A 15,179-nucleotide genomic window follows, 5' to 3' on the forward strand; every position below is an offset into this window, starting at 1 on the left:
AGATCAACCCGCCTTCTCCGTGCGAGTCATGACGCGAGGTCCTAGACCATGGTCGAAAGAGTTCCACCACCCTCTGCCCAGCCACGTTCACGTCTGCGTATCCTCCTGGCATCCGGCGCCGCCGCCCTTGCTCTCGCAGCCGGGTCCGTCGTGCCGGGCATGCCCCTCGGGGCCGCCCCCCAGCAGGCGCAGGCCGCCGACAACGGCAACAAGACGCTGACCGTCGCGGTCGCGCAGAGCGTCGACTCCCTGAGTCCGTTCCTCGCCCAGAAGCTGCTGAGCACCAGCGTCTCCCGGCTCATGTACGACTTCCTGACGAACTACGACCCGAAGGACAATCACGCCGTCCCGGGTCTCGCCACCAAGTGGGAGCCGTCGGCCGACAAGCTGACGTGGACGTACACCATTCGGTCCAATTCCAAGTGGTCGGACGGACAGCAGGCCACCGCCGAGGACGCGGCCTGGACGTTCAACAAGATCATGACGGACGAGGGAGCCGCCCAGGCGAACGGCAGCTTCGTCACCAACTTCAAGAAGGTGACGGCGCCCAGCCCGACGAAGCTGGTCATCGAGCTCAAGGAGCCGCAGGCCACGATGGCCGCGCTCGACGTCCCGATCGTCCCCAAGCACGTCTGGGAGAAGGTCAAGGACTTCTCGAAGTTCAACAACGACACCGAGTTCCCGATCGTGGGCAACGGGCCGTTCGTCCTGAGCGACTACAAGGTCGACCAGTACGTGAAGCTCAAGGCCAACAAGGACTTCTGGCGCGGCAAGCCCAAGTTCGACGAGCTGGTCTTCAAGACGTACAAGGACCAGGACGCCGCGGTCGCCGCTCTCCGCAAGGGCGAGGTCTCCTTCGTCGCCGGTTCGCCCGCGCTGACGCCCGCTCAGGCCGCGTCGCTCAAGGGTGACGCGAACATCAAGGTCAACGAGGGTCCGGGCCGCCGCTTCTTCGCGCTGGCCACCAACCCGGGCGCGCAGACCAAGGACGGCAAGAAGTTCGGCAACGGCAACAAGGCGCTGCTGGACCAGAAGGTCCGCCAGGCACTGTTCCTGTCGATCGACCGCAAGACGATCATCGACAAGGTCTTCCAGGGACACGCCGTCGAGGGCAAGGGGTACATCCCGCCGCGCTTCTCGGCGTACAGCTGGGAGCCGTCGGCGAGCCAGAGCCTCGCCTACGACCCCGCCAAGGCAGGCACGCTCCTGGACCAGGCGGGCTACGAGCTCAAGGACGGCAAGCGCGTCGGCAAGGACGGGAAGGCGCTCGACCTGCGCATCCTGTGCCACGCGACGGACCCGAACGACAAGGCGATCGGCAAGTACCTCAAGGAGTGGTGGGGCAAGCTCGGCGTCGGCCTCAAGGTCGACTGCCTCGACGACGTCTCCGTGCCCTGGTACGCCGGTGAGTACGACCTCGCCTTCGACGGCTGGTCCGTGAACCCGGACCCGGACTTCGTCCTCGGCATCCACACCTGCGCCGCCCTGCCGACCAAGGCCAAGGCGAGCGCCGCCACGGACAACTTCATCTGCGACAAGACGTACGACGGGCTCTACAAGAAGCAGCTCGCCGAGTACGACCCCGCCAAGCGGGCGGACCTCGTCGGGCAGATGCAGTCGTGGCTGTACGACTCCGGGTACATGAGCGTCATCGCGTACCCGAACGCGGTCGAGGCCTACCGCACCGACCAGATCAAGTCGATCACGACCATGCCCGAGGCGGCCGGCAACATCTACGGCCAGGACGGGTACTGGAGCTGGTGGTCGGCCGTTCCGGCCGGCAGCGGTGACGGAACCGGAGACAGCGACTCCGGCTCGTCCTCCACGGGCATCGTCATCGGCATCGTCGTCGCCGTGGTGGTTCTCGCCGGTGGCGGGTTCCTCCTCTCCCGGCGCCGCCGCACCACCGCGGACGAGCGCGAGTAGTTCCACGGACCGCGGGTAGTTCCCGCGGACGGGATGAGAGTGATCGGCGGCGGGGTCCGGGCAGCCGGGCCCCGCCGGCCGGTCCCTCTAAGTGCAGCACGAGTAACGAGAGTTCCCATGACAGCTGACAGCACTCCGGCGCTCGTGAAACAGGCGGATGCGGACACGGACGGCCCGGCTCCGGCCGCGCCCCCGGCCGCCCGCGGCCCACGGGCGCACAACACCAAGGCCTATCTGAAGTACGTGGCCGGCAAGATCCTCGGCGCGGCCGTCTCGCTGTTCGCCGTACTGGTCACCAGCTTCTTCCTCTTCCGGCTCATCCCCAGCGACCCGGTGAAGCAGATGACCGGCGGGCGTCGCGTATCCGCCGAACAGCTCGAATCGCTGCGCCACCAGTTCGGCCTCGACCAGCCGATGTGGCAGCAGTTCACCAGTTACATCGGCGACGCCCTCACCGGCGACTTCGGCACCTCGTTCCAGTACCACGCCCCGGTCATGGACAAGATCACCGAGGCGCTTCCGGCGACGCTGCTGCTCACCGGCACGGCGTACGTCCTCTACAGCGCGCTGGGCATCTGGCTCGGTACGCGTACCGCCTGGCGGAACGGGTCGAAGAGCGACCGTTTCAACACCGCCCTCGCGCTCACGCTCTACTCGGTGCCCGCGTTCTGGCTCGGCCTGCTCCTCATCATCGTCTTCGCGGTGGGCGTGGGACCGATCCCCGGCATGTTCCCGACGGGCGGCCTGGAGTCGGGCAACGAGTCGGGCTTCGCCTACGTGCTCGACGTCGCGCACCACATGGTGCTCCCCGTGATCACCCTGGTCGCGGTCGGCTACGCGCAGACGCTCCTCGTGATGCGCTCCTCGCTCCTCGACGAGATGGGCAGCGACTACCTGACGACGGCACGCGCGAAGGGGCTGCGCGACGACGCGGTCCGCCGCCGGCACGCCGTCCCCAACGCGATGCTCCCGACGTTCACGCTGATGTTCGTCAACCTGGGCCACGTGGTCGCGGGACAGATCCTGGTCGAGACGGTGTTCTCCTGGCCGGGACTCGGCGGGCTCTTCTACTCCGCGCTCAGCGTCCCCGACCTCCCCCTCGTCCAGGGACTGTTCTTCGTCTTCGCCACCGCGGTGATCCTGGCGAACACCCTGGCCGATCTGCTGTATCCGCTGCTCGATCCCCGGGTGGGCCGATGACGACCGAATCCATGCCCGCGTCCACGCCGGACGCCGAGGCGCCCGCGCCCGGAGATCCCGGCACCGGCGCCGCCAAGAGCCCGCGGGCCCTGGCCCGGGCCCGCAAGCGCCGCTCCGCCGCCCGGTTCTGGCGGGAGTACCGCGGCCACCGGGGCGGCCTGTGGGGCCTGGCCGGACTCGTCCTGATCGCGCTGATCGCCGTGTGCGCGCCCGTGCTGACCGGTGCGAACGCGCAGAGCGTCACCGAGGCCCCGGGCGGCGCGCTGGAGTCGCCGAGCGCCGAGTTCCCGCTCGGCACCGACCAGTTCGGCCGCAGCGTTCTCGCCCTGCTGATCTGGGGCGCGCGCGTCTCACTGACCGTGGGACTGCTCGCGGCCTTCCTCTGTGTGGCCATCGGTACGGTCGTCGGGATCGTCGCCGGACACTTCCGCGGCTGGTACTCGACGGTTCTGATGCGGGTCACCGACTGGTTCCTGGTGATGCCGACCCTGGTCCTGGCCATCGCGCTCGCCACCGTGATGGACCGCTCCCTGTGGACGGTCATCATCGCCATCGGCGTCACCACATGGCCGACGACGGCCCGGCTGGTGCGGGCGCAGACCCTCGCCGTGGAGTCCCGCCCGTACATCGAGCGCGCCCGCGCACTGGGCGGCGGGCACGGGCACATCATGCTCCGGCACGTGCTGCCGAACGTGATGCCGCTGGTGCTCGCGCAGACCACGCTGGTGATCTCCAGCGCGATCCTGACGGAGGCCACGCTGGCCTTCCTCGGGCTCGGCGACCCGACCATCACCTCCTGGGGCGGCATGCTCCAGGACGCGCGCGAAGCCGGTGCGGTGAGCGCGGGCGACTGGTGGTACCTGGCGCCGCCCGGCATCGCCATCGCCCTGGTGGCCCTGGCGTTCACGCTGTGCGGCCGCGCCATCGAGTCCGTCCTCAATCCCAAGCTGGGGGTGGCCCGTTGAGCACGACGAACATCCGCAAGACGCCTCTTCTCGAAGTACGCGATCTGACGGTGACCTACGCCGGCGGAGCCCAGGCGGTCCGCGGGGTGAACCTGGAGGTCGACGCGGGCAGGAAGCTCGGCATCGCCGGGGAGTCCGGCTGCGGGAAGTCCACGCTGGCGCTCGCCCTGCTGCGGCTGCTGCCCGCGGGCACGAAGGTCACCGGCGAGATCCTGCTGAACGGCGAGGACGTCCTCGCCATGAAGTGGGGCCAGGTCAGGGCGGTGCGCTGGGCGGGCGCGTCGATCGTCTTCCAGGGTGCGATGCACTCGCTGAACGCGGTGCACCGCATCGGGGACCAGATCGCCGAGCCGATCCTGCTGCACAAGAAAGTGAGCCAGGCCGCCGCACGCAAGCGCGCCGGTGAGCTCCTGGAACAGGTGGGCCTGCCCGCCGCCCGGGCGGACGCCTATCCGCACGAGCTGTCCGGCGGACAGCGTCAGCGCGTGATGATCGCGATGGCACTCGCCTGCGATCCGGGCCTGATCATCGCCGACGAGCCGACCACGGCCCTCGACGTGATGATCCAGGCCCAGATCCTGCGGCTGATCGAACAGTTGGTCTCCGAGCAGGACCTCGGTCTGATCATGATCAGCCATGACCTCGCGGTGCTCTCGGACACCTGCGACCGGCTCGCCGTGATGTACGCGGGACGGGTCGTCGAGCAGGGTCCGGCGTCCGAGGTCTACGAGCGGGCGCACCACCCGTACAGCAAGGCGCTGTCGGGTGCCTTCCCGCGGATCGGTGACCCGGCGTCGCGGTTCGCGCCCCGGGGGCTGCCGGGCGATCCGCCCGACCCGTCGGCGCTGCCGGCCGGCTGTACGTTCCATCCGCGCTGTGCGGTGGCCGTGGACTCCTGCACCACGCAGGACCAGGTACTGCGGGTGGCGGGGCCGGGGCGTGAGGCCGCATGTGTGCTGGTGGGTACGGAAGGGGCGGCCGCCCCGGTCCTGCCGGGCGCCGAGGAAGCAAGGAGCACATCATGACCACCACCACGGACCTGCTCAGCGCGCGGGAGCTCCAGGTCACGTTCCCCGGCAGGCACGGGGCCGAACCGGCGCGTGCCGTGGACGGGGTCGACCTCGACATCCGGCCGGGCGAGATCGTCGCGCTGGTCGGCGAGTCGGGGTGCGGCAAGACGACGCTGGCCCGTTCGCTGCTGGGCCTGGTCCCGCCGACGGGCGGCCAGGTCACCTTCGGCGGCAAGCCGCTCGACTACGGGAGCCGTGCGCTGAAGGCGTACCGCAAGCGGGTCCAGCTGGTGCTCCAGGACCCCAGCGGTTCGCTGAACCCGCGGCACACCGTGTACGACGCGGTGGCGGAGGGCCTGCGGATCCACCGGTACGGCGGAGACGAGCGGGAGGCGGTGACGAACGCCCTCTCCCGGGCGGGCCTGCGGCCTCCTGAGCGGTTCTTCCTGCGCTACCCGCACGAGCTGTCGGGTGGTCAGCGTCAGCGCGTCGTGATCGCGGGGGCACTGGTCCTGGAACCGGAACTCATCGTGGCCGACGAGCCGGTGGCCTCGCTGGACGCCTCGGTGCGCGGCGAGATCCTGGCGCTGCTGCTGCGTCTGCGGGACGAACTGGGCCTGTCCGCGCTGGTGGTCACGCACGACCTCGGTCTCGCGTGGAACATCGCGGACCGGGTGGCGGTGATGTATCTCGGCCGGATCGTGGAGACGGGGGACGTGGAGCAGATCCTCACGGCTCCACAGCATCCGTACACCCAGGCACTGTTGTCGGTGCTGCCGGAGGCCGAGGGCGAACCGGTGGTACTCACCGGTGAGCCGCCGGACCCGTCCAACGTGCCGTCGGGCTGCCGTTTCCACCTGCGCTGCCAGGTCCTCGCCTCGGGCGAGGCGGAGCGGGCCGGAGTCGCCGACGCCTGCCGTACGCGGGACCTGCCGGTGCTCGCGGGCGGCGGCGAGACCCAGGTGGCGTGCCACTGGGCCGGCGCGACGGCGATGGCGCGGGCCGCGCAGTCCTGAGGCGGCCGGCTCCGCGGTGCGGGCGCAGCCCGGTGGGGCGGTGCGGGCAGGTCCCCGGTTCTCCGGGCCTGCCCGCCGGGTCCGTGTCCGGATCAGACCGGATCACGGCACCGCGAGCCGGCCAGGCCCGGACGAGGTGCTCTGCCGCTGCTCGTGGTGAAGTCGGACTGCTGCCACTGTGGTCGCGTTGGCTTCGGGCCACAACCGCGGTTCGTGGTGGCTTCGGGTCGCTATCCCTGGTGTTCGTGGTGGTGGATCGCGCCGGACAGTTCACCGAGGGGCCGCCCGGTGCCGCCCCATCGGTGCTGGATGATCTCCGCGGCGATCGAGACGGCCGTCTCCTCCGGCGTCCTGGCGCCGAGGTCGAGCCCGACCGGTGAGGCGAGCCGGGACAGGTCGGCCTCGCTCACGCCCTCCTGCCGCAGCCGGGCCAGCCGGTCGAGGTGGGTGCGCCGGCTGCCCATCACCCCGATGTAGGCGGCCGGGGTGCGCAGGGCGGCGACCAGCAGCGGCACATCGAACTTCGGGTCGTGTGTGAGGACGCACAGGACGGTGCGCGCGTCGACGTCCGTGTCCGACAGATAGGTGTGCGGCCAGGCCCGGACGACTTCGTCGGCGGTGGGGAAGCGCTCACGGGTCGCGAAGGCCGGACGGGCGTCGCACACGGTGACCCGGTAGCCGAGGAAGGATCCGATGCGGGCGGTCGCCGCCGCGTGGTCGATGGCACCGAAGACGATCATGCGGGGCGGTGGCGCGTACGTCTGGATGAAGACGGACACGTCCTGCATCCGGCGCTCGCCCCGGGTCCCGTACCACTGCCGGCCCGTCGCGCCCTGGGCGAGGAGGCCCCGCGCGTCGTCGGTGACGGCCGAGTCGAGCCCGTCGTTGCCCAGCGAGCCCTCCGCACCGTCCGCCCGCACCACGCGTCGCGCGCCCGGGGACCCGGTGTCCGGGAGGAGGGTGGCCACCGCGACCGGTTCGCCGCGCGCGACGGTTTCGCCGACGTCGCGGAGCCAGGACCGGTCGGCCGCCGCCGCGAAGGGGGCGACGAGGATGTCGATGGTTCCGCCGCAGGTCAGGCCCACGCCGAACGCCTCGTCGTCGCTGATCCCGTACGACCGCAGCTGCGGGGCGCCGGTGGCGAGCACCTCGCCGGCCACTTCGTACACCGCGCCTTCGACGCAGCCTCCGGAGACGCTGCCCGCCACCGTGCCGTCGGCGGTCACGGCCATCGTGGCGCCGGGCGCACGGGGAGCACTGCCGCGGACGGAGACGACGGTCGCCAGGGCGAAGGGGGTGCCGGCGTCGTGCCAGGCGCGGAGTTCCGACAGCAGTTCACGCACGGTACGGACCTCCTCCGGCCCGGTCCACCCGGCCCTGATGCGGTCACCCTAAGGGCTGTCCCGTAATCCCTGGTGGATCAGCGCGCGGCGTCGGATGCGGTGCATCGCAAGGCGGAGGGGCGTCCGCATACTGGATGTATTCGGACGTTCCGACAACGGAGGGGGTCCCCCGTGCCGTTGAGGCTACGGGGGGAGAGGTGCCGTAGCTGTCGTGCGCCCGCCAGGGATTACGGGACAGCCCTTAGACGCACCTTGAGCGCTCAGATACTGAGCGCTACGGGTGGTGCGGTGGATCCCGTCGCATGGACGCCGCCAGCGCGGCGCGGTCCGGCGGGGTCCGCTCCGCCGTCTCCAGCGAGCGTTCCAGCTTGCCGAGCAGCAGGCCCAGCCGGTGCCGTTCGGCCCCGGACAGTTCGGCGAGCATCCGTTCCTCGTTGGCGAAGTGCGCGACGGCGACCACGTCGGCGATCTCGGTGCCGCGCTCGGTGAGGCGCGCGTACACGATCCTGCGGTCCGCCTCGTCGCGCTCCCTGGTCACCAGGCCCGCCTTCTCCAGCCGGTCCAGCCGCAGGGTGATGCCACCCGTGGTGACCAGCGCGATGTCCGCGAGCTGACCGGCCGTCTGCCGGTACGGTGGCCCTGACCTGCGCAGCGCTGCCAGTACATCGAACGCGGCCATGTTCAGGTCGAAGCATTCGAAGAGGTCGGACAGCAGTCCCTGGTACCGCAGGAAGCTGCGGTGGAGCCGGCCCAGCACCTCCATGGGAGAGGCGTCGAGCGCGGGCAGTTCGCGCTTCCACTGCTCCAGGATGAGGTCGACCGCGTCGGGGCGGCCGGATGCTCTACGCGTCATGTGCGGTGGGAGGACGGTGCGTTGCCGCGCCCCCGCGTCTCCTTCCGGGAACACCGCGCAGGACGCAGCGGTGCGGTGTTCACGATACAAGCCGACGCGGGTCGCGGGCCCTCTTGTGACGACAATCCCTTGGTGCTAGAAATCTCAGCGTTAGCTATTTCACTTCTTAGATAACCCTCTGCTGTCACGGCGGGGGCCAGGAGGCCCGGTCCGCATGCCACGTAGGCGCACGTACAGGGTTGCGGCGATCCGTTCACCCGGCTCCACGAGGGGCCGGACCCACGTGGACTGACCCACCCCACGCCACACCCACCACCGACCCCCGACCGCTTGCGTCAGGGGTCGGCGAGCCGCGCCCGCAGCCTTACGGGTGGACGAAACCCCTGGTCAAGGCCGGTTCCACTTCGTTATGAAATTTAAGTGCTTAGTTATTGACCGCTAAGACACTTCTTCCTAGGGTCACCGCAACTCCTCTGTTCGCGGAAGGATCCCCATGTCAATCGTGGCCAACGGCCCCACGGTGAGCACCGTCTCGGCCAGGCTCGAACGCCTGCCGAGCTCTCGCTGGCACATCAAGGTCCGCACCCTGATCGGCACCGTCACGTTCTTCGAGGCGTTCGATCAGCTGCTGACCGCCTCCGCGCTGCCTGTCCTGACCGAACAGTGGAAGCTGAGCACCGGTCAGGGCACGATGATCGTCACCAGCGGCTCCATCGGCATGCTGCTCGGCGCTCTCGTGGCCGGCTGGCTCGGCGACCGCGTCGGCCGGGTGAACACCGTCGCGCTGGGCGTCGCCGTGACCGCGCTGGCCAGCCTCGCCGTCGCGCTCTCCCCCGGCTTCACCCTGTTCACCCTCTTCCGGTTCGTCCAGGGCCTGGGCATCGGCGGTGTCGTGCCGGTCGCAGCCACCTACATCAACGAGATCGCCCGGGCCGACCACCGTGGCCGCTTCGTGCTGCTCTACGAACTCATCTTCCCGGCCGGTCTCGCCACGGCCACGCTCGTCGCGAGCTGGGTGGTGCCCAGTTTCGGCTGGCGGGTGATGTTCGTGATCGGTGCCCTGCCCGTCCTGCTCGTCGTCGTCCTGCGCCGCCAGGTGCCGGAGTCGCCGCGCTGGCTGCTCTCCCGCGGCAGGGTCGCGGAGGCGGAGGAGGTGATCGCGCGGATCGAGAAGGACGTGGCGAAGTCGACCGGCGCACCGCTCCCCGAACCCGGACCGGCGACGGCCGTCGAGACCGCGCGGGGCGGGCTGCGTGACCTGTTCACCGGCCGGTACCTGAGGCGCACGGTCGTGGTGTCGGCCCTGTGGTTCGTCGCGTACTACGTCAACCACGGCATCGCCACCTGGCTGCCTTCGCTCTACACCAAGGAATTCGGCCTCGACCTGCGCACCGCGCTCAACTACGCGCTGCTGAGCAATGTGACCGGCCTGATCGGCTGTCTGCTCGTCGCGCTCGTCATCGACCGGGTGGGGCGCCGGGTGTCCCTGACCGTCGGTCTCGGCGGGGCGGCGGCCGCCCTGTTCTCGCTGGCCGTCTCCGGCGCCACGTCCGGCGGTCAGGTCGCGGCGTGGGCGTCCGTCACGACCCTCTTCGTCTTCGCCACCAACGTGAGCCTCTACCTCTACACACCCGAGCTCTACCCGACCCGCAGCAGGGCGCGCGGGGCGTCGTTCGGCGGGGTGTGGAACCGGCTCGGAGTCATCCTCGGACCGATCGTCGTCGGCGCGATCATCAGCTCGGGTGCGGGTCTGACCATGGTCTTCACACAGCTGGGCTGTGTGGCGGCGGCCGGCGCGGTGATCGCGCTGTTCGCCGTGGAGACGAAGGGAAAGACGCTGGAGGAGCTCAACAGCTGAGCAGGTTCGGTGCGGAACACCGATACGGCTCCCGGCCGGGACCGCATGACTGCGGGCCCGGCCGGGAGCCGTTGGTTCAGGGAGGCGGTTCAGCCGCGGTCGTATGCCGCGATCAGCTCGCTGCACCGCTTCACATCGGCGGCCATCGCCACGAGCAGGTCGTCGATCGAGTCGAACTTCAGCATGCCGCGCACGTACGCGAGGAAGTCCACGGCGACGTGCAGGCCGTACAGGTCGAGGCCGACGCGGTCGATCGCGTACGCCTCCACCGTCCGTTCGGTGCCGTCGAACTGCGGGTTGGTGCCGACCGAGATCGCGGCGGGCATCGCCTCGCCGTTCACCTCCAGCCAGCCCGCGTACACACCGTCGGCGGGGATGGCGGTGTGCGGCAGGGTCTCCACGTTCGCCGTGGGGAAGCCGAGCTCACGGCCGCGCTGCGCCCCGCGGACGACGACGCCCTCGACGCGGTGCGGACGGCCGAGGATCTCCGCGGCACCGGCCATGTCCCCCTCGGCGACGAGGCGCCGGGTGAGGGTCGAGGAGAACGGCTCGCCGCCGCCCGCCTCGCCGCGCACCCGCAGGTCGATGACCTCGACGCGGTAGTCGTAGGTCCCGCCCAGCTCCGTGAGCAACTGGACGTTCCCGGCGGCCTTGTGGCCGAACCGGAAGTTGGGGCCCTCGATGACCAGCTGCGCGTGCAACTTGTCGACCAGCACCTTCACGATGAAGTCGGACGGGGCGAGCTTCGAGAACTCACTGGTGAACGGCAGGATCAGCACCGCGTCCACGCCGAGCTCCGCCATCAGTTCGGCACGGCGGTGGTGCGGGGCGAGCAGCGGCGGATGGCTGCCGGGCCGGACGACCTCGCTGGGGTGCGGGTCGAACGTCACGACGACCGACGGCACCCCCAGCTCGCGGGCCCGCTCCACGGCCCGGCCGATGATCAGCTGGTGTCCGCGGTGCACCCCGTCATAGGAGCCGATGGTGACGACGCTGCGTCCCCAGTCCTGGGGGATGTCCTCCAAGCCACGCCAGCGCTGCACTCTGACCGCTCCTCGCCCGAACCTGTGTACGTGGGTGTATCTCTTACGCAGGTCTAAGACTGCCATGCTCACGCCCTGCGGCCTGCATCGGCATGGTCATCGGGGCCCCGAGCGCCTCCGCGGTCCGCCGCGCGCCGGGACCGACGACCGCCGCCCACTCCTGCGGGGCGTCGGCCAGCCATCCGGTGACCAGGGCGCCGAAACCGGGCACATCACGGGCGAGCGCGACCAGCAGCCGGTCGAACAGGGCGGCCCCCTCGGGGGTACGGACCAGCAGCATCCCGGTGCGGTGCACCAGGGCCCGGGTACGGGCCTGCGACCGTCCGCCGCACCCGGTCGCGGCGGCCCTCAGCAGCGCTTCCAGCACGACCGGGTCCCGGTGGGCGCCGCCCTGCTCGAAGTCCAGCAGCACCTCCAGCAGGGTGTCCCGCAGTTGCTGGGACGCGGGGCTGCCGGGCGAGGCCAGCACCCCGGCGAGTGCTCCTCGGACCGGCGCGGGCGCCGGCCGGTCCCGGAGCAGTCCGGTCAGCAGGGGAAGCAGGAGCGCCCGGGCTGCGGGCCCGTGCTCCAGCCTGCGGTCGAGGTAGGCGGCGGTGTGCGAGGTGTCCCCGGGGTGACTGTCGACGTAGGCGCGTACGAGCCCGGCGGTGTGCAGGGCGAGCGCGGGAGCATCGACACAGGCGAGCGCGCGGAGCGCCTCCCCCGCACCGTCCCCGGGGCACGCGAGGCGCTCCCGGTACGCGGCCAGCACCGGCTCCGGATGGGTGGGCAGCGCGACGGCGAGCGCGGCGACGGTCACCTTCGGCCCGTCCGCGGTGAACGCCCGGAGGGCCTGCGGCAGATAGCGGTCCCTGCTCTGCGGATCGGCCACGAGCAGGGCGAGCGCGGGGCCGTGCAGATCGGTGTCGGAGGGGCGGGCCAGCAGGGCGAGGGCGGCGCGGCGCAGCAGGGCGCGATCCGCGTCGCGGGCCAGGTGCGGGGCGACGAGTGCCCCGTAGGAGGCCGCCGCGGTCCGCCGGACACGACGGTCCTCGTCGCGCGACCACCGCTCGACGGCCCGGCACAGCGCGGCCGGCTCGTCCTCGGCCAGTGCGGCCAGCAGTTCGTCGGCGCGGGGGTGGCCGGACGCGACGAGCGCGTCGGTCAGATCGTCCACGGCGAGATCGCGGCGTGCGTAGAGAAGCGCCTGCGCCGCCGCCGCGACGGTGGGCCGCAGGGCCACCCCGTCCGCGGCGGCGAGCGGACGGTCGTCGGTGAACCAGGCGCACAGGAGCGGCTGGAGCGCACGCGGATGGGCGGCGAGCCGCCGGGCCACGGCGTCCAGGAACCGGCCGTCCTCGCCGTCGGTGTCGCCGCGCGGCGGCCCGTCGGCGGGGACGAGCCGCCGGAAGAGGTCCATCCGGTCCGCCTCGGGCAGCCGCAGCCGCCGCCAGAACCACGGCCCGAACTCGGCGTACACGCCCCGCGCACCGGAGCCGTCACCAGCGGCCGAGCTCCGGACGATGCGCCCGGCGAGCAGCCGGAGCACCCCGAGGTGCGGCCTGGCGTCGGCTACCCGCAACAGCGTTTCGGAGAGCAGATGGACGGCCCACCAGCGCGCGTCGGGAAACGGCACGCCGCTGCCCGGTCCGTCCTCCGCCGGCGGGGCGGGCCGGGTGGCCTCCCCCGCCGTCAGCCGGTCCAGCGCCTCGATCAGGTCGGCCAGCCGGTGGGACAGGGCGGCCGGGCCCTGGCGGCGGCCCAGGAGGACAAGCGCCTGGATCACCGGCCCGATGCGGTGGCGCGGCACCGGAAGGGTGTGCGGCTGCTCCGGTGCGGGCGCCGCCTGCGGCACGGCATCCCCACCCCGGCGGGGGTGCGGGACCCGGTCGGGCTCCGCCGCGCCCCCGTCCGCGTGCCACCGGTGCACCAGCGCCCGCAGCGCCGCGTCCAGGTCCAGATGTGCGCCCTGGACCCAGTCGCCGAGCTCCTCGTGCGCGAACCGGTATCCCGCTCCCGCCGGGACCAGCAGGCCCTCGGTCAGCACCGCGGACGCCCAGCCCGTGCGCCACGGGAAGACCTCCTCGAACGCGGCCCGGTCCAGCTCCCCCTGCCCGGGCCCCAGGCAGCGCCGGGCCGCCTCATGGACCTGGCCCGCCACCCGCGCCGCCAGCCGCCGCACCACCGTGCCGTGCGGCGAGGGACGCCATTGGGCGGCGATCCGGACCGCGATGCGCAGGCACATCAGGTCCAGGTGGGCGCCGAAGACCTCTTCCGTGCCGGGGCGCCCGGGAGCGCCCGCCGGAAGGGCCTCGCGCACCTCCGCGAGCAGTCGCAGCGTGAGCGGGTGCCGGTCGTGGCCGGCGGCGAGCGCGTCGGGCGGCAGGGCGTACCGCTCCCTGGCCCGTTCGGCCTGGCCCACGGTCAGGTCACCGATGCTGATGGCCGGGGGCAGCCGCCTGGCGGGACGGGCCGGGCGGTGCAGTGCGGCGGGCGGGCAGAGCGCGCCCGCGGTCTCCCAGTGCTCGGGCCGGCAGGCGACGACGAGCCGCGCCCCGTGTGCGCGCAGCCAGTCGACCGTGCCGGCCGTCCACCCGGCCAGCCGGTGTGCCAGGACGGGCGGCATCTCCTCGGGAGCGTCCAGCAGGACGAGCAGCGGGCTGCCGGCTTCCGCGGCCAGCCGGGCCACCCGCTCGGGGGTGGCGGTCGCCATGTCGCCGATGGCTCCGGCGGCGGTGACGATGCGCGCGGCCTGCCGGAGCGTGCGGGCGATCGCTTCGGCGACGGAGGTGTCGTCGGCCAGCAGATCGGCGCCGCGCAGCCACAGGGTGAGCGCGGGCACCGGGCCCCGGGCCCGTCGTGCGGCAAGCGCGGCCAGTTCGGTGGTGCGGCCGGTGCCGGGGGCTCCGACCAGGCCCAGCACCACCGCGGGCCGCTCCGCGTCCGTGGCGGGGCCCGGGGCGGCGAAGGCGTTGAACTCCGCGAGGACGTCGGGCCGTTCCACCGGGTCGGGCCAGGCGGCCGGGCCGCCCGCTGAGCCGACCGACATCGCGGTGAGCTGGAGGGCCCCCGCCGCGTTCAGGTCGATTCCGTAGCCCGGCACCTCCATCGCGTTGCGCCGCAGCAGCGCGCCCAGCGGGCCGTCCCGGTCCGGTCCGGCCAGCGGCACCGCGCAACCGGCGGCGGCGTGCCCGGTGCGCAGGGCGATGCCCAGGACCGCGACGACGGCGCCGCTCTCCGGGTCGAGGACGGGCCCGCCGACAGCCGCGCCGCCGAGCCTGAGCGCGTCGCTGCCGTCCGTGCCGAGGGCCAGTTCCAGCGCCCGGCCGATCGTGTGGGTGCGGCCGCCGGCGGTGTACGTCACCGGGGCCGTGCCGAGGACGCGCGCCTCGCGCCAGCCGTGCGCGGCGATCGCCACGTACGTACCGGCGTCGATCCGCGCCCTGGGGGCGATCGGCAGGGGCGGCACGGCGAGGGTGTCCGGTCCACCCGTGGGCAGGAGCGCGAGGTCCAGTTCCGGCAGGGCGGTGATGTCGTGGGCCTCGACGCGGCAGCTGCGGCCGTCGGGGCCGTGCACGAGAAGGTGGGGCAGCCCGTCGACCGCCTCGTGACTGGTCACCACCGTGCCGCGGCCGTCCGCGACGAAGCCGGTCCCCCGCGGCCGGCCGGCCGGATCGCACAGTCGTACCAGCGTCGCCCGGTCCCCGCATCCCATGGTCCGACGGTAGGGCGACGGTGATCGGCACGACGAGCGATCAGGGTAAAAGCGCCCCGTTTGCACCCCCGATTCACTCCGAGCGCCTGCCCGTTGGGGTGAATCAGGGGTGTTCGCCGGACAGAATCCGGTGGGGGGTCGTGGGGGGGGGCCCCGGGGGGCCCCCCCCCCCCGGGGGGCGGGGGGGGGGGGGCCGGGGGAATAAAAAAACCCACGGGGGTTGGGAATGCCCAAATGAACACAAACACGGCCACCTAAACAGCCGCCGGGC

General features: G+C 72.1%; 10 protein-coding genes. 6 read left to right on the forward strand and 4 right to left on the reverse strand.

What is annotated here, in order from left to right; translation table 11 throughout:
• The first annotated feature begins 48 nt into the window (after nucleotides 1–48).
• From ACGFZA_RS41070 to ACGFZA_RS41090, 5 genes are all read left to right on the forward strand, one after another.
• On the forward strand, nucleotides 49–1,926 hold the full coding sequence (locus ACGFZA_RS41070) for an ABC transporter substrate-binding protein (RefSeq protein ID WP_385281729.1): 1,878 nt from the start codon (nucleotides 49–51) through the stop codon (nucleotides 1,924–1,926).
• 117 nt (nucleotides 1,927–2,043) lie between these two features.
• Nucleotides 2,044–3,126, forward strand: a complete 1,083-nt coding sequence (locus tag ACGFZA_RS41075; protein ID WP_385281726.1) for an ABC transporter permease — start codon at nucleotides 2,044–2,046, stop codon at nucleotides 3,124–3,126.
• A complete protein-coding gene (locus tag ACGFZA_RS41080; RefSeq protein WP_393686108.1) occupies nucleotides 3,123–4,091 on the forward strand; it encodes an ABC transporter permease in 969 nt (322 codons plus the stop codon). Before ACGFZA_RS41075 ends, ACGFZA_RS41080 begins: the two co-directional genes overlap by 4 nt.
• Nucleotides 4,088–5,116: an ABC transporter ATP-binding protein gene (locus tag ACGFZA_RS41085; RefSeq protein ID WP_385281721.1), complete on the forward strand. Its 1,029-nt coding sequence runs from the start codon at nucleotides 4,088–4,090 to the stop codon at nucleotides 5,114–5,116. The genes ACGFZA_RS41080 and ACGFZA_RS41085 overlap by 4 nt, the downstream gene beginning before the upstream one ends.
• Nucleotides 5,113–6,117 carry an ABC transporter ATP-binding protein gene (locus ACGFZA_RS41090; RefSeq protein WP_393686111.1) on the forward strand — a complete coding sequence of 335 codons (1,005 nt, stop codon included), beginning with the start codon at nucleotides 5,113–5,115 and terminating at the stop codon, nucleotides 6,115–6,117. Before ACGFZA_RS41085 ends, ACGFZA_RS41090 begins: the two co-directional genes overlap by 4 nt.
• Before the next feature lie 230 nt (nucleotides 6,118–6,347).
• On the opposite strand, the gene ACGFZA_RS41095 is transcribed toward ACGFZA_RS41090, so the two are convergent.
• Both ACGFZA_RS41095 and ACGFZA_RS41100 read right to left on the reverse strand, forming a co-directional pair.
• Entirely contained in the window at nucleotides 6,348–7,460 is a 1,113-nt protein-coding gene (locus tag ACGFZA_RS41095) for an XdhC family protein (protein ID WP_393686113.1), read from the reverse strand.
• A 274-nt stretch (nucleotides 7,461–7,734) separates the two neighbouring features.
• The gene (locus tag ACGFZA_RS41100; RefSeq protein ID WP_393686115.1) at nucleotides 7,735–8,313 is read right to left on the reverse strand and encodes a MarR family winged helix-turn-helix transcriptional regulator; all 579 of its coding nucleotides are present in this window, start codon (nucleotides 8,311–8,313) and stop codon (nucleotides 7,735–7,737) included.
• A gap of 493 nt (nucleotides 8,314–8,806) precedes the next feature.
• Between ACGFZA_RS41100 and ACGFZA_RS41105 the strand changes: the two genes are divergently transcribed.
• Complete coding sequence (locus ACGFZA_RS41105) at nucleotides 8,807–10,171, forward strand: MFS transporter (protein WP_385281710.1); 1,365 nt, start codon at nucleotides 8,807–8,809, stop codon at nucleotides 10,169–10,171.
• 89 nt (nucleotides 10,172–10,260) lie between these two features.
• Here the strand turns inward: ACGFZA_RS41105 and ACGFZA_RS41110 are convergent, their stop codons facing one another.
• Entirely contained in the window at nucleotides 10,261–11,214 is a 954-nt protein-coding gene (locus tag ACGFZA_RS41110) for a bifunctional riboflavin kinase/FAD synthetase (protein ID WP_385281707.1), read from the reverse strand.
• Nucleotides 11,215–11,257: 43 nt separating this feature from the next.
• Complete coding sequence (locus tag ACGFZA_RS41115; protein ID WP_393686118.1) at nucleotides 11,258–14,908, reverse strand: trypsin-like peptidase domain-containing protein; 3,651 nt, start codon at nucleotides 14,906–14,908, stop codon at nucleotides 11,258–11,260.
• Between the last annotated feature and the right edge of the window lie 271 nt (nucleotides 14,909–15,179).

This window comes from Streptomyces sp. NPDC048211 (assembly GCF_043202315.1).
GTDB lineage: Bacteria > Actinomycetota > Actinomycetes > Streptomycetales > Streptomycetaceae > Streptomyces.

What these genes read in the sequence shown, in the direction of transcription:
- ACGFZA_RS41070 (WP_385281729.1), top strand. Translation starts at nt 49, where the DNA reads ATGGTCGAAAGAGTTCCACCACCCTCTGCCCAGCCACGTTCACGTCTG.
- ACGFZA_RS41075 (WP_385281726.1), top strand. Translation starts at nt 2,044, where the DNA reads ATGACAGCTGACAGCACTCCGGCGCTCGTGAAACAGGCGGATGCGGAC.
- ACGFZA_RS41080 (WP_393686108.1), top strand. Translation starts at nt 3,123, where the DNA reads ATGACGACCGAATCCATGCCCGCGTCCACGCCGGACGCCGAGGCGCCC.
- ACGFZA_RS41090 (WP_393686111.1), top strand. Translation starts at nt 5,113, where the DNA reads ATGACCACCACCACGGACCTGCTCAGCGCGCGGGAGCTCCAGGTCACG.
- ACGFZA_RS41100 (WP_393686115.1), bottom strand. Translation starts at nt 8,313, where the DNA reads ATGACGCGTAGAGCATCCGGCCGCCCCGACGCGGTCGACCTCATCCTG.
- ACGFZA_RS41105 (WP_385281710.1), top strand. Translation starts at nt 8,807, where the DNA reads ATGTCAATCGTGGCCAACGGCCCCACGGTGAGCACCGTCTCGGCCAGG.
- ACGFZA_RS41115 (WP_393686118.1), bottom strand. Translation starts at nt 14,908, where the DNA reads ATGGGATGCGGGGACCGGGCGACGCTGGTACGACTGTGCGATCCGGCC.